The sequence below is a fragment of the Nonomuraea insulae genome (assembly GCF_042656245.1).
The window spans coordinates 136,371-152,705 of record NZ_JBHSPA010000014.1; the positions used below are offsets into that span (position 1 = coordinate 136,371).

A 16,335-nucleotide genomic window follows, 5' to 3' on the forward strand; every position below is an offset into this window, starting at 1 on the left:
ACTCAGGAGGAGGCCACCGGTGGAGCTACGACAAGAGGTGCTGGAGGAGATGACGCTCCTTCGCGAGCGCACCCCGGACGTGAGCGGGAGCGTCGCCTGCACGGTGGACGGCCTGCAGATCGCCTGCGATCTGCGGGAGCAGACGGGCGAGCAGGCCGCGGCGCTGTCGGCCGCGCTGCTCGCGATGAGCAGACGGATGCTGATCATCACCGGTCAGGGGGCGCTCGAGGAGACGCTCATCTCCGGCACCGCCGGTTTCGTGGCCTTCTACGCCGCCGGCCCCACCATCGTCCTCACGGTCCTGGCCGGACCCGGCGCGAATGTCGGGCTGCTGCGACTGGAGGGCAGGAAGACGGCCGCCGGAGTGGCCGCCGTCGCAGCACGCAAACACTGAACCCCATCCCAGGCTGAAAGGGAGGAAGAACATGGCAGGAATGGACGTCTCTCTCAAGGAGATGATGGGCGTCGACGGCGCTATCGGAGCCGCGATCGTCGATCACGGCAGCGGCATGGCGCTGGGCACGCTCGGCGGCTCCAAGGACCTGGACCTGCAGGTCGCCGCGGCCGGCAACACGGAGGTCGTCAAGGCCAAGCTCCGCACGATGGACTCGCTGGGCCTCAAGGACAGCATCGAGGACATCCTGATCACGCTGGGCGGCCAGTACCACATCATCCGCCCGATCACGGGGCGCGGCGGCAAGGGGCTGTTCCTCTACCTCGCGCTCGACCGCGGGCGCGCCAACCTGGCACTGGCCCGTCACCAGCTCCGGGGCATCGAGGAGAAGCTGGAGGTCTGACGACGAGAAGCTGGAGGTCTGACGACCGCGGCCCGCGCCCACCGGCGCGGGCCACCGCCCGTCAGACGGAGGTCAGCTTGCTGATCTCGGCGACGAAGTCGGGCCACAGCGCCTGCGGCAGGTCGTGCCCCATCCCCGGGTACGTCACCAGCCGCGCTCCCGGGATGGCCGCCGCCGTCGCCCGGCCGCCCGCCAGCGGGACGAGCGGGTCCGCCTCGCCGTGCAGGACCAGCGTGGGCACCCGTACTGCGGCCAGCCGTTCCGTACGGTCCCCCGAGGCCGAGATGGCGGCCAGTTGCCGCGCCGTGCCAGCCGGGTCGAAGCAGCGGTCGTAGGCCAGCCCGGCCCTCTCGGCGATCTTCTCCCGGTCCAGCTCGTAACCGGGCGAGCCGATGGTCGACCAGGTGAGCACAGCCTGGGCCAGCACGGCCTCGCGGTCCGTGGCGGGCCGGCTCATCAGGACGGCGGAGGCGGCCTGCGTGGGCGGGGCGATGGCGGGGCCGGGCGTGGACATGATCGAGGTCAGGGTCAGCACCCGCTCGGGATGCCGGATGGCCAGCGTCTGGGCGATCATCCCGCCCATCGAGGCCCCCACGATGTGGGCGGCCGGCCAGCCGAGGGCGTCCATGAGGCCGGCGGTGTCGTCGGCCAGGTCGTCCAGGAGGTAGGGCGCGGGCGACCCCATCGCGGGGACACCGTGGTCGTGGAAGTGCGTGGACAGGCCCGCGTCGCGGTTGTCGAACCGTACGACGTGGTGTCCCTGCTCCGCCAGGAGCCGGCAGAACCCTTCGTCCCATTGGATGAGCTGGGCGCCGAGCCCCATGACGAGGAGCAGGGGTCGTCCTGTGGGTGAGCCGAAGCTCTCGTACGCGATGTCGATGCCGTTCGCGGCTGCGCGGATGGTCACGACGACCAGAATGACATTCTGGTCGCGGCTTCGTAAAGTCAGCGCTTGATCAGCGTGCGGATCCACGAACTGCCGAGCACCGCTCCGCCGCCCGCCACGACCAGGGCGCCGGCCGCCAGGGTGCCGCCCACGACGTTGGACGGCTCCTCGCCCCCGGGAGCGGGGACCGACTTGCCGCCCTGCGACTCGTCGCCGGCCGACGGCGGGGTGGCCGGGTTGCGGTCCCGCTCGGACCAGGCGCCGGTGGAGAAGGCGACCGGGTAGTTCTTCTTGCCCACGCCGTCGCCCCACTTGGTGATGACGTAGTCGAGGTCGATGTGGCCCTCGCCGCCGTTGCCGTCCACGCCCAGCGTGTCGGAGTTGAAGGTGCCGCCGGTCAGCGCGGCGAACGTCTTGGCGTCGAGGTCGAGCATCACACCGCGGCTGGACGGATCGCCGGGCCCACGGTCACCTACGAAGAAGGGCATCTTCTTGCCCTTGTAGAGCACGTAGCCCTCGGTCATGAGCGGCCAGCTCGGGCTGGCGGCCAGCCCCTTCTGCATGGGCTTGCCACTGGCGGGCAGGCCGGTGTCACCGGCGCGGCCGGAGGCGTCGTCCCAGAAGTACGAGGCCGTGGTGGAGCCCTTGAGCAGGATCTTCTCGTCCGTGCCGGTGGCGGCGTGAGCGGCCGGGCCGGCGATGGTCAGCGTGCCGATGGCGGTTGCGGTGAGGAGGGTGAGGGAACGCAGGCCAAAACGGGCAGACATGAAAAGGTAAACCCTTCGCGAGGGGACAGGGAGGTTGCGCTTCGCGGGGGCGAATGCGTAGCGGGGCTGAGACCTGACGTCGCTACGTGGAGCGCAAAATACGAGCCTTGGTGAAGGGGGCCGCTCAGGAGGCGGCGGCCGGCACGGCGCTGTCTGGGGGTACGACGCAGTGGTGCATGGGGTGAAACGTCCTCTCCATCACGCCTACCGGGTTAGCTGACGGGTTCGGGCGTGGAGACTGCCCTACCGGCACGCGGCCGGATTCACCCCAGAAAGTGGTTCCCCGGTTCCCGAGGGGGGTCGGGATTCGGCGCCAGCCGGTCGTCCATCTTGGGTAAGGACTGGGTCACCGGCTGGTAATGGCGATTACTGTACTACCGAATCGGACATACGCAAACGATTCGCCACGAATCGGGCGAAGATCTACCTACGACGGCAAAGAGAAAGGGGGCACGGCACGCCGTACCCCCTCGGAATTCCAGCCTTCAGCCGCCGCTCTTGCGCCTGAACGATCTTTTACTCGCGGCCGGACCGTGCGCCCCGTGGATCTTCGATGGGTCACCGCCCCTGCCACCCGCGCCCGAGTCGGCAGCCTGGTTGCGCTTGCGCTCCAGTGCCTCACGGAACTTGCGCTTCATCTCGTCCTCGGGAGTTTCGCTGACTTCCGGCTCCGGTGTTTCCGCCATGAGGACCTCCATGGTGTTGGGGACAATCACAGCTTCGCATGATGCCGCTTACGACGCGAAACCGGCCTCAATCTTGCTCTGAGAAACACGGGGTGTGTCCAGTCGCCTGTTGGGCATGGCAACCAGCGCGATCAGGGCGATCACCGCCCCCGCCACTCCCAGCGACGGGATGACCACGGCCGCGGCGGAGGCGTGCGCGGCGGGCGGTCCGCTCACGCCCGCCTCGGCGCCGTAGAGGGTGCCGCCGACGGCCAGCGCCACGGAGCCGCCGATCTGGCGGAAGAAGGTCAGGTTCGCCGAGGCCGTGCCGATGTACTGCGGCTCGACGGACTGCTGCGAGGCCACCGTCAGCCCGGACATCATCGGGCCCATCCCCAGCCCCAGCGGCACCATCCACAACACCAGCGTCAGCGTGCCGGTCTCGACCGTCAGGCCGAGGCACAGCAGCGCGCCCAGGATCAGCAGGAACGGGGCGGCGACCAGCCACGGCTTGTACATCTTGCTCCTGGACATCAGTGTGCCCATCAGCACGCTGCCCACCACCATGCCCAGCATCATCGGGTAGATCCTCAGCCCCGACTCGGTGGCGCTGACACCCAGCGCCTCCTGGAAGTAGCGCGGCAGGAAGACGACTCCGGCGTACATGCAGAACGCGGTGAAGAACGAGGTCACGTTCACGAGCGTGTACGTACGGTTGGCGAACAGCCCCATCGGCATGATCGGGTCGTCCGCCCGCCGCTCCACCACCACGAACACCGCCAGCAGCACCAGCGCGAGCAGGATCGGCCCGGCCACGGCGGCGTCGGTCCACGTGTGGCCGTCCAGGCCCTTCGACGTCAACCCCAGCAGCAACGTGCTGATGGCCACGGTGAACACCGCGATGCCCGCGTAGTCGGGCCGCCCGCCGCCCACTCCCGGTCGCCTCGGCAACCGCAGCACGACGATCGCGATCAGCCCGATGCCGAGCGGCACGTTCACGTAGAACGCCCAGCGCCAGCTCGCGTGGTCGGTGAACAACCCACCCAGGAACGGCCCCGCCAGGTACGTCAGCCCCATCACCCCGCCGATCGCCCCCTGCACCCGGGAGCCTCGCTCCCCCGGCGGGAACATCTCCATCACCAGCGCCAGTGACAGCGGCAGCAGCGCGCCCGCGCCCAGCCCCTGAAGGGCGCGGAAGGCGATGAGCTGCACCATGTCCTGCGCCACCCCGCACAACGCCGAGCCCGCCACGAACACGATCATCCCGGTGAGCAGCAACGGCTTCCTGCCGTGCTGGTCGGACAGCCTGCCGTAGAGCGGCACGGTCACCGTGGAGGTGAGCAGGTAGGCGGTCACCACCCAGGTGTAGAGCGCGCTGCCGCCCAGTTCGGCGGTGATGCGCGGCAGCGCCGTGCCCACGATCGTCTGGTCCAGCATCGCCAGGAACATCCCGCCGAGCGCGGCGAGCAGGACAAGCCCGTTGGGCTTTGCGTCATTTTTCACATGTGAAGATTGATATGTGAATTCTTACATGTCAAGTCTTCGATATGCTGGCGGACATGTCCCTACGGATCGCGCTGCTCGGGTTGCTGTCGGCCGTCGGCCCTGCGAGCGGCTATGACCTGGCCAAGAAGTTCGATCGTTCGCTCAACCACGTCTGGCAGGCCGGGCACACGCAGATCTACCCGGAGCTGGTGAAGATGGCCTCCGACGGGCTCGTGGAGGCCGAGGCGGAGGGCGCGAGAGGGCGCAAGCTCTACACGATCACGCCGGAGGGGAGGCGGGAGCTGCGCGAGTGGCTGGCCGAGCACGATCCGGCCATGACGATCCGCAGCGAGGGCGCGCTCCAGGCGTTCCTGCTGCCGCTGCTGAGCAGGGACCAGGCGATCAAGGTGGTCGAACGGATCAAGGCCGGTTACCAGGTGCGGCTGGCGAGGCTGGAGTGCAAGCCCGCCGAGGGAGAGTTCGGGGGGTACGCGCGCAGTTTGGGGCTCGCGCAGGCCCGCACCGGCATCCAGTGGGCTGATGAGACCCTGGCGGAGCTCAAGGCCCGCACCGACCTCTAAGCCGCGCTGAAGGCCGGCAGCCGGAAGACCGGGGCGCGTCGTAGCGGGCGGCTTCGAGGTCGTAGTCGAGCACCGTTCCAAGGGTAAAGGGGTCCAATTCGGTTCCTGGTGTTGCGTTGGACCGAGCCGGGAAATGGGTTCGGCGATGAGACTTCTCGGTCGTGACGTGGCGATGGATCTGGGGGCGGCGAGCACGCGCATCTATGTCAGGCGCAAGGGCATCGTGCTCGACGAACCCTCCGCCGTGATGTGCGACGCCCGGACAGGCAAGGTCATCGGGTACGGCGCGGAGGCCGCCGCGCTGGGACCCGGCGGCCACACGTGCTGGCCGGTGAGCGGCGGGCTGCCGGCCGACATCGAGCTGGCCCGGCGCATGATCCGGCACTTCCTGCGCAAGGTGCACTGGCATCCGTACGCCCGGCCGCGCCTGGTCCTCGCGCTGCCCGGCGACTCCACCCCGATCGACCGGGCGGCCCTGTTCGACGTGGCGTACGAGGCCGACGCCAGAACCGTGCGGCTGGTCCCGCACGCGCTGGCCGTCGCGCTCGGAGCCGGGCTGGAGCTCACCGACCGCACCGGGCACATGGTGATCGACATCGGCCGCGACTCCGCCAGGATCGCCGTGCTCTCCGGGGAGTCCGTGGTGGCGGAGGGCTCCGTGCCGTGCGGCGGGCGGGCCGTGAACCGGGCCATCGCCCGCTACGTCGAACGCGAGCACGGCCTGCTGCTCGACGAACCCGAGGCCGAATCGGCCAAGCGCCGCGCGGGCGGCGGGGACGAGGAGATCGTGGTGCGGGCCCGCGATCCGGAGACCGGGCGCGAGCGTGAGCTGACGCTGCCCGTAGGGCGGATCTTCGAGGCCACCAGCGCGCCGGTCGAGTCGATCGTGCGGGCGGCGGAGGAGACCGTCGAGCGCTGCTCCGCCGAACTGGCCGCCGACCTCGGCGCACGCGGCGCGGTGCTGGTCGGCGGCGGGGCGCTGCTGCGGGGGCTCCGGCGGCGGCTGCGTGAGGCACTGTGCATGCCGATACACAGGGCGGAGCGGCCACTGGAGGCGGTGGCGCTCGGGCTGGGGCGGTGCGTGGACGACCTGGGGCTGATCGCACGGCTCCGGGGCGGCCGTACATGACGGACGACCCGTCCGGGATCACGCGACTTCGAGGCGGCCGTTCATGACGGGCCTCACGCGGCACCTTGGCGGCCGTACATGACGGATGACCTGTTTCACGCGGGGGTCTCGCTCGCGGACAAGGCCATCAGGACCGTCGCCGTGTACCTGACCGTCGCGGCGCTGTTGCGGATCGCCGGCAAGCGGGGCATCGCCCAGCTCAACAACTTCGACTTCGTGGTCATGCTGCTGATGAGCAACGTCGTGCAGAACGCGATCATCGGCCCGGACAACTCGCTGGCCGGCGGCCTGGCCGGGCTGGTGATCCTCATGGTGGTCAACTCGGCGGTGGTGCGGCTCGCGGCGGCGGTGCCGCTGATCGGCAGGCTCGTCGAGGGCTCCCCCGTCGTGCTCGCCCGCGACGGCCACTACCTGCCCGCGGCGCTGCGGCGACTGGGGGTGCGGCAGGCCGATCTGGACGTGTCGATCCAGCTCAGAGGCGGCACGACCGTGGCCGACACCAGCTTCGTACGCCTGGAGCCGGGCGGCGCCATGCTCGTCCGGCTGCGGCCGGAGGAGGAGAACGCCGAACGCGCCGACATCGATGACCTGCATGCCCGGCTCGACCGTATCGAGGGCAAGCTCGACGCGCTGGCCACCAAAGGAGGCAGTCCATGACCGTACGCGGCATCGACCACGTCGGGGTGACCGTCCCCGATCTCGACGCGGCGACGGAGTTCTTCGCCGCCGCGTTCGGGGCCGAGGTGCTCTACGACACGCTCCCCCGCGAGCAGGGGCCCAAGGGCGGATGGGCGACCGAGCGGCGGCTCGGGGTGCCCCAGGGGACGACCGAGATCGCGGTGCGCATGTTGCGGCTGCCGAACGGGCCCGGGATCGAGCTGTTCGAGTTCAGCGGGCCGCGGCAGGCCGAGTCCGTGGTGCCGTGCGACTTGGGCTGGCAGCACGTCGCGTTCTACGTGGACGACCTGGACGAGACCCTGCGGCGGGTAGCCGAGGCGGGCGGGTCGCAACTGTCGGAGCCGGTGCCGCTGCCGGGGCCCGAGGCGGGCGAGCACAACCGGTTCGTCTACTGCCGTACGCCCTGGGGCGGGACGGTGGAGTTGCTGACCTATCCGGACCCGCAGGCGTACGAGAAGGAGACGGACCTGCGCGGCTGGCGGCCCTAGGAACTCCCAGGACCACCCCGCCCGCCGTCTCCGGTTGGCTAGCGTTCGTCCACGATCTCGCCCTCCTGACTCGTCGCATCCTTGACCAGCGCGAACGCCGGCCCGGTCTCCGGCAGGTCGTGCGCGGCGGCGACCGCGGACTCCAGGGTGGCCTGTGAGTCCCAGCGCCAGGAGTCGAGCCAGGTGTGCTCGTCGAGCCTGGCGAGCCTGGTCTCGGTGAGGCCGGGGAACCGGGCGCGGACCGCGGTGATGAGGTCTTCGCGCCTGGCCAGGACCTGCTCGGCCTCGGCGGGGTCGGCGGTGAAGCGGACGATGCGAAGGAAGGCCATGATTGGAGCCCTTCTCTAGAGTTGACTTCTAGTTACATTGACTAGAGTTAAACTACAACCATGAGCGACGTCAAGAGGGTCAGCAAGCGCACGCAGAAGTCCAGGGAGACCCGGGCGAGGATCCTGAAGGCGGCCGGGGAGCTGTTCGTGCGCGACGGTTACGGCACCACGAACCTGCAGGACGTCGCGGAGCTGGCGGGCGTGGCCGTGCAGACGATCTACTTCGTCTTCGGCAACAAGCGCACGCTGCTGAAGGAGCTGGTGGACGTCACGATCGCGGGGGACGACGAACCGCTGGCGACCATGGAACGCGACTGGTTCACCGAGGCCATGTCCGCTCCCGGCGCCGCCGAGCACCTGAGGGCGCACGTGCGCGGGACGACGGCCGTGCTCGGCAGGGTCGCGCCGATCACGAAGGTGCTGGGCACGGCGGTGGCGATGGATCCCGAGGTGGCGTCGTTGTGGCCGCAGGACTCCGACCCGCGGCACGTGGTGCAGAGCGCCGCGGCCGGCGCCCTCATGGCCAAGCCGGGCGCGCGGCCCGACGTGTCACCCGAGCAGGCGGCCGACGTGCTGTTCGGGCTGCTCAGCCCTGAGCTGTACCTGCTGCTGGTGGCGGAACGGGGCTGGGCGCCCGAGCGGTACGAGGAGTGGGCGCACCGAACTCTGGCCGCCCAGCTCCTCATTCAGTGAGCCACCCACAGGCCTGGCGCGTTCTCCCAGCCGGTCATCATGAGCAGGCGGCGGACCACCGGCGAGACCGGGTCGAGGATCAGAACGCGGTGCGGAGATAATCGGGCGGCGGCCACGACCATCAGGCGCATCCCGGCCACGTCCACGAACGTCAGGCCGGACAGGTCCAGCCGGACATCCGTGCCGCCCGTGAGGAGCGCCCAGTCGAGGGCGCGGGCGAGCACGTGGCGGTTACCACGGTCGATCTCGCCGGTGATACGCAGGCCCAAGGGGTGCGGAACGAGGGTGACGCGTGCTCGGTCATCGGTTTCGAAGGTCATCCGGCTCCGGTGGGGGACGCCTGCCGTACATCGTCGTGGTCTGCCCGCAGAGAGCCGTTTCATGCTTCAGATCACGCGCGCCGTGCTTTTTGTGTGATTCGACCGTTAGCGAGTAGTGATCTTCGATAGGGTCCCCACGTGCGCGCTCGCCGTCACGCCTTGTCCGCGATGCTCTTCTGTGTCGCGGCGATGACGGCCTGCGCGGCGGCGGCCGAGCCGCCCACGTTCCAAGAGGCCACCCGGCAGCTCGAAACCGACGCCGGCAGTCTGCTCGGCGCCGGTGAGCTGGGATTGTCGGCCGTGCGGCGGGCCGACGACGACACCTGCGTGCCCGGCCAGGTCCGGCACTTCTTCCAGGCGGAGAGCGATCTCGCGGACGCCTCGGCCGGGCTGCTGGCACGGTTGCGCGACATGGGGTACGACGAGGTGGTCGACGACCTGGACCTGCGCGACGAGGGCCAGGAGGTGTCGGTGTTCCGCAATCCCACGACGCGGGTGACGTTCGAGCTGACCGTGATCTCGGAGGACACGCCCGGGATCCGGGTGGTGGGGAAGACGGTCTGCTACGCCCCCGAATAGGATCGCGCGCCCGGAGGTCCGAGCGCGCGTAGCCCTTCGCCCGGGGGTCCGGGCGCGTAGCCCTTCACGGCGTGGACAGGGCCTCCGTCGGGGACAGGCGGGAGGCGCGGATGGCCGGGTAGAGGCCGGCGACGGCGCCGATGGCCAGGGTCGCCGCGAGGCCGCCGAGTGTGGCCCAGGCCGGGACCACCGAGGGCCAGCCGCTGTAGAAGGCGTACCCCGTCGTGACCCCCGCACCGAGGACTATCCCCCCTATCCCGCCTATCGCGGACAGCAGCAGCGACTCCGCCAGGAACTGCGTGCGGATCTGGCCCCTGGTCGCCCCGAGCGAGCGGCGCAGGCCGATCTCCGCGCGGCGTTCCAGCACCGAGATGACCATCGTGTTGGCCACACCGACCCCGCCCACGAGCAGGGCGACCGCGCCCACACCGAGCAGCAGGTTGGCGAACGCCTGGCTGGTGGCCTGCTTGGCGGCCAGCGCGTCGGACGGGCGGGAGACGTCCACCTCGTTCGGCGCCTCTGGGTTGGCGGTGCCGGCCAGCACCTGGCGTACCGACTCCAGCTTGGGCTCCTCCGCGCGGGTGTAGAGCGTGGTCGGGTGCCCGTCGAAGCCCAGCCGCGCCTCCGCGATCGGCCAGCCGACCATGACGCCGGCGTCCAGCTCCGTGGCCAGCGCCACGGGCTCCAGGACACCGACGACCGTGAAACGGATGCCGCCGACGACGATCTGCGTGTCCGGGCCCGCCGTCCCGATGCCGAGGCGCTGCGCGGCCGACGCGCCGACCACGGCGGCCGGGTAACGTTCCGTGGCCGCGTTGAGCCAGGTGCCGTTGCGCAGGGTCGCGCCCACCGTGCCGAGCAGGTCGAGGCGGGCCGCGTACGTGCTGAGGCCGCCGGTCTGGGCCTCGGGGATCTGCTCCGAGCGGTAGACCTTGGCCTCCTCGGCCTTCCCGATCGACGAGGCCGCCTCGACCGGCCCGATCCGCTCGATCATGGCTTCGGCGTCCGTCGGCATCTGGGCCGCCTCGCCCGTGATCGTGGTGCCCGAGGAGATGGTGAGCAGGTTCGTGCCCAGCGCGGTGAGCTGACGGTCGAGCTCGGCGCCCGAGGAGGACGAGAGCCCGACCACGCCGACCATGGCCGCGATGCCGATGGCGATGCCCAGCGCGGACAGGAACGCCCGCAGCGGGCGCGTACGCAACCCCACCGCCCCGACCCGCATCACGTCACGCGGCCGCATCCTGGCCGGGGACAACCTCGGCCGCTCGACGGTCACCATTTACGCCACCCCGGATTCCACGTGTTCTGGCCAGGGCTCGGGCGCCGCGGCGGAGTCGGAGATGATCTCGCCGTCGCGCATCCGCACCTGGCGGGGCAGGCTGGCGGCGATCTCCCGATCGTGCGTGATGATCACGATGGTGGTGCCGCTCGCGTTCAGCTCGTGCAGCAACTCCATCACGCCGGTGCCCGAGACCGAGTCCAGGGCGCCGGTGGGCTCGTCGGCCAGGAGCAGCGGCGGCTCGCCCGCCACCGCCCTGGCGATGGCCACGCGCTGCCGTTCGCCGCCGGACAACTCGTGCGGCTCGTGGTCCATGCGGTGCCCGAGCCCCACCCGCTCAAGCGCGGCCGCCGCGCGACGACGCCGCTCTGCCCTGCTCATGCCGGTGTAGACGAGGCCGTCGGCCACGTTGTCCAGCGCCGGCACCTTCGCCGCGAGGTGAAAGGACTGGAAGACGAACCCGATCGTGGTCGAGCGCAGTGCCGAGAGCTGGTTGTCCGACAACTTCGAGACGTCGTACCCGTCGATCTGGATGGTGCCGGACGACGGGCGGTCCAGGGTGCCGACGACGTTCAGCATGGTCGACTTCCCCGATCCGGACGGGCCGACGATGGCGATGAGCTCGCCATGGCCGATCCGCAGCGACACCGACCTGAGCGCCGCCACCCCGCCCGGATAGGTCCTGGACACGTCCGTCAGAGCGATCATGGGGTACGTCATTTCGGCATCCCCACGGTCATGCCCTCGGTGAGCCCGCCCCCGGAGACCTGGACCCGGCCGCCGGCAAACAAGCCCGTCTCAACCCCGATATATCGGGATTTGCCGCCTTCGATGACCTCCAAGCCGTACCCGCCCTCCTGCAGCGCCACGAGCGCCGCGACCGGCACGGTCAGCACGTTCTTACGCTGGGAGGCCGTGAACGTCACGTCCACCGACGCCTTGTCCAGCTCCTTGGCGGACTTGGCGTTGCCGATCGAGACCAGCGCCTCCACCCGCGTCTCCGGCTCGCTCTGCCCGTCCCCCGGCACGATGACCGTGGCCACCTCGGTCACCTTGCCGTTCACGCTCTTGCCGTCCGGCAGCGTGACCTTGACCTTGGCGCCCTTCTTGGCCATCCGCTGGTCCTCGGCCTCAAGCTGGACCGTGATGACCTTCGACGTGCCGGTGTACGTCAGGATCTTCTGACCCGGCTGCGCCGGTGAGCCCTTCTCGCTGTCGAGGCTCTCCACGCGCACCTTGCCCGGCGCGAAGACGACCCGGCCCAGCTCGACCACACCGGTCTCGTCCAGGCCGCGATCCTCCTGCCACTCCTTGACGGCCTCGTAGGTGTCGTAGGTGAACTCGTCGTCCACCGTGAAACCGTCGTAGCCCAGCTTGCTGAGGTTGCGCTCCAGGTTCTCGACGTCCTTGCCCTCCACCCCGATCTTGAGATCGCGGTACGCGGGCACGTCGCCGTACAGGAGCATGACCGGCTTGTTGTCCACCCGGAACAACGACTTCCCGCGCGTGATCGTCGCGCCGCTGTCCGGCAGCCAGGTGATCGTGCCGGGCTGCCGGCTCACCGCCGTGGTCACCGGGCCGTAGCCGAGTTCGCCGTCGGCGTCCCTGGTGTCGTTCAGCGTCTGCTTGGTCACCTGCGCGGTGACCGGGGGCAGGGCGCTGGCCGACTGGGTCGGGCCGGCGCCCCCGTCCAGCAGGCCCGCGCTGTTCACCGCGATCAGCCCGCCACCCGCCGCGGCCACCACGACCAGGAGCCCGGCCACCAGCTTCCCCCGGCCACGTCGGCGGCGCTGCCGGGGCGGCGTGGCTCCCGGCTCGGTCTTTCCGTCGATGGTCGCCATGCCCATCAAGAACCTCCGATACCGGCGTCAGCGGACTCCTTCTTGCACTTCTCCTCCGCGGTCTTGAAGTCGGGGTCCTCGCCGACCTCGGGGGTGAGGCGCATCATGCCGCCCTCGGGGTCGGGGTAGGCCTCGACGCCGTTGTCGCGCATGCACTGGGCGACCTTGCGCAGGTTCTCGGCCATCTTGGGGTCGCCGCCGCCCTGCCGCACGCCGCTCGGGGCGTACTGCTTGCACGCCTCCTGGGCCGCCTCGACCTTCTCCTGGGGCGTGTTCTTGTCGAACTTCATCATGAACTTGCCGCTGCCGTCGGGGTCCGGCATGTCGATGCCGTTCTCCCGCATGCACTGGGCGAACTTGAGCGCCTTGTCCTGCGGGTCCACGCTCGGTTTGGCACTGGCCGCGGCCGGGGTGCCCGTACCCGCCACTGACGCCACGTCCGACCCGCCCCCGTCGTCGGCCCCGCATCCCGTCAGGACCAGGGTCAACGCGAGAGGTGCCGTGACCAGCGCACTGAGGACTCGTCCTCGCATGAAACTTCTCCTTCTTCGATGAATCCGTCGATGAACGTCGTTCGAAGGGAGATGCAATACGGCGCGCTGTTTCCTCAGCGTTTCCATCGGCTGCTTATTTTGAGCAAACGCCCCCTAGGTCACACTCAGCTCTGTAAGCCGATGAAAGGGCCTGAGATACGCCATGCGGGTGCTGGTGGTTGAGGACGAGCCGATGCTCGCCGACGCGATTGCCGAATGGCTGCGTGAGGAGACCCACGCGGTCGATCTCGCGCACGACGGAGAGGCGGCACTGGAGCGGATCGCGGTCAACGACTACGACGTGGTCGTGCTGGACCGGAACCTGCCGCGCGTACACGGTGACGAGGTATGCCGGGAGATGGTGAAGTCCGCCTGCGACGCCCGGGTGCTCATGCTCACTGCCGCCGCCCAGCTCGACGACCGGGTGACCGGGCTGTCCCTGGGGGCCGACGACTACCTGCCGAAACCGTTCGCCTTCCCCGAGCTGGCCGCCAGGGTCCTGGCCCTGGGGCGGCGCTCGCGTCCCGCCGTGCCGCCCGTGCTGCGGCGGGCCGGGATCACGCTGGATCCCGCGCGCAGGGAGGTGTTCAGGAACGGGCGGTTCGTACCGCTGTCGAAGAAGGAGTTCGCGGTGCTGACCGAGCTGATGCGGGGGAACGGCAGCGTCGTGTCGGCCGAGCAACTCCTGGAGAAGGCGTGGGACGAGCACGCGGACCCGTTCACGGGCGCGGTGCGGCTCACGATCCTCAAGCTGCGGCGCAAGCTGGCCGATCCGCCGGTCGTGGAGACGGTGGCGGGAGTGGGGTATCGGATCTCATGAGCCCGCCACCACCACCGCCACCGTCGGGTCCCCGGCCGGCGTCGCTGCTGGGCCGGATGGCGTCAGCGCTGCCGGGCCCGCTACGGCTGCCGCCCACACTGCGGCTGCGGCTCACCCTCGTGTACGGCGCCCTGTTCTTCCTGGCCGGTCTGACCCTGCTCGGCGTCACGTACCTGCTGTTCAACCAGCAGCTCACCGAATCCTTCGAGAGCCGGTTCCCCGAGGTGCCCGGCCGTACCAAGCAGGTGTTCCTCACCCAGAACGGCACCACGCTCACCGGCGACGCCGCGATCGAGGTGCTGCGGCAGCAGGAGGACGTGCTGCGCAGCGCCGCCAGCACCTCGCTGCTCGCGGAGGGCATGATCGCGCTCGTCGTGGTCGGAGGTGCGGCCGTGGGATTCGGCTGGATGGTCGCCGGGCGGGTGCTGGCCCCGCTGAACCTGGTCACCGACACCGCCCGCAGGATCGCCGCCGCCCCCATGGCCGAGCGCGGCCTGCATGAGCGGATCGCCCTGGACGGCCCCGCGGACGAGGTAAAGGACCTGGCCGACACGTTCGACACCATGGTGGAGCGGCTCGACCACTCCTTCGACGGCCAGCGCCGCTTCGTGGCCAACGCCTCCCACGAACTCCGCACCCCGCTGACGCTCAACCGGGCGCTGGTCGAGCTCGCCATGCACCGCCGTACGGCGACGTCCGACGTCAAGGAGCTGGGCGCGAGCCTGCTGGAGATCAACACCCGCCACGAACGCCTCATCGACGGCCTGCTCCTGCTGGCCAGGTCCGAACAGGAGATCGCCGACCACTCGCCGGTGGACCTCGCCGACGTGGTCGCCCATGTGGCCAGGCAGTCCGCCGACACGGCCTCCGACGCCAAAGTCACCCTGTACGAGGTCACCGCCCCCGCCCCCACCACCGGCGACGCGCTGCTCCTCGAACGTCTCATCCACAACCTGGTGGAGAACGGCATCCGCTACAACCTCGACGACGGCACCGGCTGGGTACGGGTCGTCAGCCGCATCGTGTCCGGGGAGAAGGTCGAGGTGGAGGTCAGCAACACCGGGCCGAGCGTGCCGCCGTACGACATTCCGCTGCTGTTCAAGCCGTTCCACCGGCACACGCCCGAGCGGACGGTGACCGGGACGAGCGCCGGGCTGGGGTTGTCGATCGTACGGTCGGTGGCGGTCGCGCACGGTGGCGACGTCAGGGCACGCCCCCGCGACGGCGGCGGCCTCATCGTGGCCGTGGCGCTCCCTCGCGCCCGCCTGTGATCAGCTCACGCAACTGCTCGTGCCCCCGTCCCGGATCAACGGTCACTATCTCGTACGCCGCCACCCCCGCCACCGCGAACGGATCCCCGGCGGCCACCTCCTCGACATGCTCACGGGCCCCTCTGGCCAGGATCACACCGCCGAGGTCGTCGGGGACCGTCTGACCGGACAACAGGAAGGTGCCGTCGGCATGCCACCGCTCCAGGTAGGCGACGTGGCCCGGGACGTGCGGGGTCACCTGGTCGAGGGGGGCGGTGTAGCGGACGAACAGCACGTGAAGCATGCCGCCATTATCCCGGCCCTTATATAGAGGTGTGTGCCCCTTGCCCCGCTCGGCCATATCCAGGCCGCCGTCACCTCGCGCCCCCGCACCCTGGATCGTCGGCTTCGTCTATATAGGGGTGCCGTCTATATAGAGGTGTCGTTCCGGGAGGGGTCCCGCAGGTGTCCTGGCAGGCTTCGTCACGGCAGGCGATATCCCGATCGAGGCGCAGGAGAACGAAGCCATGCATCCCCCGGTTTCTCCCCGTTACGGCGCGACTCCCTCCCGTTACGGCGCGACTCCCTCCCGGCCCGGCACGACATCCCTTCCGCCCAGCGCCACCCCTCGGCCCGGCACGACATGCTGCGGAGTCGGCGCACCTACTCCTCGGTCGGGCGCGACATCCCTTCGGCCCCGGACGACGTACTTCCGGCCCGGCGGGACGCTGCTGGCGGTTGGTGTCGCGCTGCTGCTCGCAGGGTGCGGCGGACAGCCGACGACATCCGTGCCCCCGTCTCCCGGCCAGAGCCCGAGCACCCCTCCCGCCTCCTCATCACCACCCCCCTCATCACCACCCGCCTCCTCATCACCACCCTCCCCGTCACCATCGCCCTCCCTGTCGCCGAGCCCCAAAGCGAAGAAGGCTGCGGATGGGCGGAAGCTGTCGGCATGCCGGGACCTCAAATGCGAGGTCGAGGTCAAGGCCGGGGACACGATCCGGTTCGCCGCCAAGTACGACATCCAGGCGTTCCACATAGAGAGCATCTCGAAGCAGACCCTGTACTTCGCCACGGCCGACGACGAGGGCGGAGTGCATGGCTACGTCGGCGGCAAGGGCTCCGTCAGCACGGCCGACGCCCACATCGAGATAACGCCGCTGGGAAGCAAGCGCACAATCCTCAAGTTCCGCCGAAGGTGACCACCGCGAGCCC

The 16,335-nt window shown here is 69.9% G+C and carries 22 protein-coding genes and 1 riboswitch; of the genes, 11 read left to right on the plus strand and 11 right to left on the minus strand.

The window, feature by feature from the left end; genetic code table 11:
* The first annotated feature begins 19 nt into the window (after nt 1-19).
* Nucleotides 20-394 (plus strand): roadblock/LC7 domain-containing protein, encoded by a 375-nt coding sequence (locus tag ACFPZ3_RS10970; RefSeq protein WP_379513895.1) that lies wholly within the window; start codon nt 20-22, stop codon nt 392-394.
* 31 nt (nt 395-425) lie between these two features.
* On the plus strand, nt 426-797 hold the full coding sequence (locus ACFPZ3_RS10975) for a hypothetical protein (RefSeq protein WP_379513896.1): 372 nt from the start codon (nt 426-428) through the stop codon (nt 795-797).
* Nucleotides 798-858: 61 nt separating this feature from the next.
* Here ACFPZ3_RS10975 and ACFPZ3_RS10980 read toward each other — a convergent pair whose 3' ends face one another.
* From ACFPZ3_RS10980 to ACFPZ3_RS10995, 4 genes are all read right to left on the minus strand, one after another.
* Complete coding sequence (locus ACFPZ3_RS10980; protein ID WP_379513897.1) at nt 859-1,704, minus strand: alpha/beta fold hydrolase; 846 nt, start codon at nt 1,702-1,704, stop codon at nt 859-861.
* Nucleotides 1,705-1,742: 38 nt separating this feature from the next.
* The gene (locus ACFPZ3_RS10985) at nt 1,743-2,450 is read right to left on the minus strand and encodes a hypothetical protein (protein ID WP_379513898.1); all 708 of its coding nucleotides are present in this window, start codon (nt 2,448-2,450) and stop codon (nt 1,743-1,745) included.
* 186 nt (nt 2,451-2,636) lie between these two features.
* Nucleotides 2,637-2,773: riboswitch (cyclic di-AMP (ydaO/yuaA leader) on the minus strand.
* A 162-nt stretch (nt 2,774-2,935) separates the two neighbouring features.
* On the minus strand, nt 2,936-3,136 hold the full coding sequence (locus ACFPZ3_RS10990; RefSeq protein WP_379513899.1) for a DUF5302 domain-containing protein: 201 nt from the start codon (nt 3,134-3,136) through the stop codon (nt 2,936-2,938).
* Nucleotides 3,137-3,184: 48 nt separating this feature from the next.
* Nucleotides 3,185-4,618 (minus strand): MDR family MFS transporter, encoded by a 1,434-nt coding sequence (locus tag ACFPZ3_RS10995; RefSeq protein ID WP_379513900.1) that lies wholly within the window; start codon nt 4,616-4,618, stop codon nt 3,185-3,187.
* A 56-nt stretch (nt 4,619-4,674) separates the two neighbouring features.
* Between ACFPZ3_RS10995 and ACFPZ3_RS11000 the strand changes: the two genes are divergently transcribed.
* From ACFPZ3_RS11000 to ACFPZ3_RS11015, 4 genes are all read left to right on the plus strand, one after another.
* Entirely contained in the window at nt 4,675-5,181 is a 507-nt protein-coding gene (locus tag ACFPZ3_RS11000) for a PadR family transcriptional regulator (RefSeq protein WP_379513901.1), read from the plus strand.
* Between the two features lie 145 nt (nt 5,182-5,326).
* Nucleotides 5,327-6,310, plus strand: a complete 984-nt coding sequence (locus tag ACFPZ3_RS11005) for a rod shape-determining protein (protein ID WP_379513902.1) — start codon at nt 5,327-5,329, stop codon at nt 6,308-6,310.
* A 78-nt stretch (nt 6,311-6,388) separates the two neighbouring features.
* A complete protein-coding gene (locus tag ACFPZ3_RS11010; protein WP_379513903.1) occupies nt 6,389-6,967 on the plus strand; it encodes a DUF421 domain-containing protein in 579 nt (192 codons plus the stop codon).
* Nucleotides 6,964-7,476 carry a VOC family protein gene (locus ACFPZ3_RS11015; protein ID WP_379513904.1) on the plus strand — a complete coding sequence of 171 codons (513 nt, stop codon included), beginning with the start codon at nt 6,964-6,966 and terminating at the stop codon, nt 7,474-7,476. Before ACFPZ3_RS11010 ends, ACFPZ3_RS11015 begins: the two co-directional genes overlap by 4 nt.
* A gap of 38 nt (nt 7,477-7,514) precedes the next feature.
* On the opposite strand, the gene ACFPZ3_RS11020 is transcribed toward ACFPZ3_RS11015, so the two are convergent.
* Entirely contained in the window at nt 7,515-7,805 is a 291-nt protein-coding gene (locus tag ACFPZ3_RS11020) for an antibiotic biosynthesis monooxygenase (protein WP_379513905.1), read from the minus strand.
* 60 nt (nt 7,806-7,865) lie between these two features.
* Between ACFPZ3_RS11020 and ACFPZ3_RS11025 the strand changes: the two genes are divergently transcribed.
* A complete protein-coding gene (locus ACFPZ3_RS11025) occupies nt 7,866-8,498 on the plus strand; it encodes a TetR/AcrR family transcriptional regulator (protein ID WP_379513906.1) in 633 nt (210 codons plus the stop codon).
* On the opposite strand, the gene ACFPZ3_RS11030 is transcribed toward ACFPZ3_RS11025, so the two are convergent.
* Nucleotides 8,492-8,818, minus strand: coding sequence for an STAS domain-containing protein (locus tag ACFPZ3_RS11030; RefSeq protein ID WP_379513907.1), 327 nt, complete (start codon nt 8,816-8,818; stop codon nt 8,492-8,494). The two genes, ACFPZ3_RS11025 and ACFPZ3_RS11030, sit on opposite strands and share 7 nt — an antisense overlap.
* Before the next feature lie 138 nt (nt 8,819-8,956).
* Here ACFPZ3_RS11030 and ACFPZ3_RS11035 point away from each other — a divergent pair, with 138 nt between their 5' ends.
* Entirely contained in the window at nt 8,957-9,397 is a 441-nt protein-coding gene (locus ACFPZ3_RS11035; RefSeq protein WP_379513908.1) for a hypothetical protein, read from the plus strand.
* 64 nt (nt 9,398-9,461) lie between these two features.
* On the opposite strand, the gene ACFPZ3_RS11040 is transcribed toward ACFPZ3_RS11035, so the two are convergent.
* The 4 genes from ACFPZ3_RS11040 to ACFPZ3_RS11055 are packed head-to-tail and all read right to left on the minus strand — an operon-like array spanning nt 9,462 to nt 13,050.
* Nucleotides 9,462-10,676 (minus strand): ABC transporter permease, encoded by a 1,215-nt coding sequence (locus ACFPZ3_RS11040; protein WP_379513909.1) that lies wholly within the window; start codon nt 10,674-10,676, stop codon nt 9,462-9,464.
* Entirely contained in the window at nt 10,677-11,384 is a 708-nt protein-coding gene (locus tag ACFPZ3_RS11045) for an ABC transporter ATP-binding protein (RefSeq protein ID WP_379513910.1), read from the minus strand.
* Between the two features lie 8 nt (nt 11,385-11,392).
* Nucleotides 11,393-12,517: a peptidoglycan-binding protein gene (locus ACFPZ3_RS11050; protein ID WP_379513911.1), complete on the minus strand. Its 1,125-nt coding sequence runs from the start codon at nt 12,515-12,517 to the stop codon at nt 11,393-11,395.
* Between the two features lie 5 nt (nt 12,518-12,522).
* Complete coding sequence (locus ACFPZ3_RS11055; protein WP_379513912.1) at nt 12,523-13,050, minus strand: hypothetical protein; 528 nt, start codon at nt 13,048-13,050, stop codon at nt 12,523-12,525.
* Between the two features lie 163 nt (nt 13,051-13,213).
* Here ACFPZ3_RS11055 and ACFPZ3_RS11060 point away from each other — a divergent pair, with 163 nt between their 5' ends.
* Nucleotides 13,214-13,870, plus strand: a complete 657-nt coding sequence (locus ACFPZ3_RS11060; protein ID WP_379513913.1) for a response regulator transcription factor — start codon at nt 13,214-13,216, stop codon at nt 13,868-13,870.
* 56 nt (nt 13,871-13,926) lie between these two features.
* On the plus strand, nt 13,927-15,141 hold the full coding sequence (locus ACFPZ3_RS11065; RefSeq protein WP_379513914.1) for a sensor histidine kinase: 1,215 nt from the start codon (nt 13,927-13,929) through the stop codon (nt 15,139-15,141).
* Here ACFPZ3_RS11065 and ACFPZ3_RS11070 read toward each other — a convergent pair.
* The gene (locus ACFPZ3_RS11070; RefSeq protein WP_379513915.1) at nt 15,104-15,424 is read right to left on the minus strand and encodes a YciI family protein; all 321 of its coding nucleotides are present in this window, start codon (nt 15,422-15,424) and stop codon (nt 15,104-15,106) included. The genes ACFPZ3_RS11065 and ACFPZ3_RS11070 overlap by 38 nt on opposite strands.
* Before the next feature lie 484 nt (nt 15,425-15,908).
* Here ACFPZ3_RS11070 and ACFPZ3_RS11075 point away from each other — a divergent pair, with 484 nt between their 5' ends.
* Nucleotides 15,909-16,322 (plus strand): hypothetical protein, encoded by a 414-nt coding sequence (locus ACFPZ3_RS11075; protein WP_379513916.1) that lies wholly within the window; start codon nt 15,909-15,911, stop codon nt 16,320-16,322.
* The last annotated feature ends 13 nt before the right edge of the window (nt 16,323-16,335 follow it).

Bases quoted from the DNA above. Each gene is read 5' to 3' on its own strand.
- ACFPZ3_RS11025 (WP_379513906.1), top strand. From the start codon at position 7,866: ATGAGCGACGTCAAGAGGGTCAGCAAGCGCACGCAGAAGTCCAGGGAG.
- ACFPZ3_RS11010 (WP_379513903.1), top strand. From the start codon at position 6,389: ATGACGGATGACCTGTTTCACGCGGGGGTCTCGCTCGCGGACAAGGCC.
- ACFPZ3_RS11015 (WP_379513904.1), top strand. From the start codon at position 6,964: ATGACCGTACGCGGCATCGACCACGTCGGGGTGACCGTCCCCGATCTC.
- ACFPZ3_RS11065 (WP_379513914.1), top strand. From the start codon at position 13,927: ATGGCGTCAGCGCTGCCGGGCCCGCTACGGCTGCCGCCCACACTGCGG.
- ACFPZ3_RS11005 (WP_379513902.1), top strand. From the start codon at position 5,327: ATGAGACTTCTCGGTCGTGACGTGGCGATGGATCTGGGGGCGGCGAGC.
- ACFPZ3_RS11020 (WP_379513905.1), bottom strand. From the start codon at position 7,805: ATGGCCTTCCTTCGCATCGTCCGCTTCACCGCCGACCCCGCCGAGGCC.
- ACFPZ3_RS10985 (WP_379513898.1), bottom strand. From the start codon at position 2,450: ATGTCTGCCCGTTTTGGCCTGCGTTCCCTCACCCTCCTCACCGCAACC.
- ACFPZ3_RS11060 (WP_379513913.1), top strand. From the start codon at position 13,214: ATGCGGGTGCTGGTGGTTGAGGACGAGCCGATGCTCGCCGACGCGATT.
- ACFPZ3_RS11030 (WP_379513907.1), bottom strand. From the start codon at position 8,818: ATGACCTTCGAAACCGATGACCGAGCACGCGTCACCCTCGTTCCGCAC.
- ACFPZ3_RS11070 (WP_379513915.1), bottom strand. From the start codon at position 15,424: ATGCTTCACGTGCTGTTCGTCCGCTACACCGCCCCCCTCGACCAGGTG.
- ACFPZ3_RS11000 (WP_379513901.1), top strand. From the start codon at position 4,675: ATGTCCCTACGGATCGCGCTGCTCGGGTTGCTGTCGGCCGTCGGCCCT.
- ACFPZ3_RS10975 (WP_379513896.1), top strand. From the start codon at position 426: ATGGCAGGAATGGACGTCTCTCTCAAGGAGATGATGGGCGTCGACGGC.
- ACFPZ3_RS11040 (WP_379513909.1), bottom strand. From the start codon at position 10,676: ATGGTGACCGTCGAGCGGCCGAGGTTGTCCCCGGCCAGGATGCGGCCG.
- ACFPZ3_RS10990 (WP_379513899.1), bottom strand. From the start codon at position 3,136: ATGGCGGAAACACCGGAGCCGGAAGTCAGCGAAACTCCCGAGGACGAG.
- ACFPZ3_RS11050 (WP_379513911.1), bottom strand. From the start codon at position 12,517: ATGGCGACCATCGACGGAAAGACCGAGCCGGGAGCCACGCCGCCCCGG.
- ACFPZ3_RS11055 (WP_379513912.1), bottom strand. From the start codon at position 13,050: ATGCGAGGACGAGTCCTCAGTGCGCTGGTCACGGCACCTCTCGCGTTG.
- ACFPZ3_RS11045 (WP_379513910.1), bottom strand. From the start codon at position 11,384: ATGATCGCTCTGACGGACGTGTCCAGGACCTATCCGGGCGGGGTGGCG.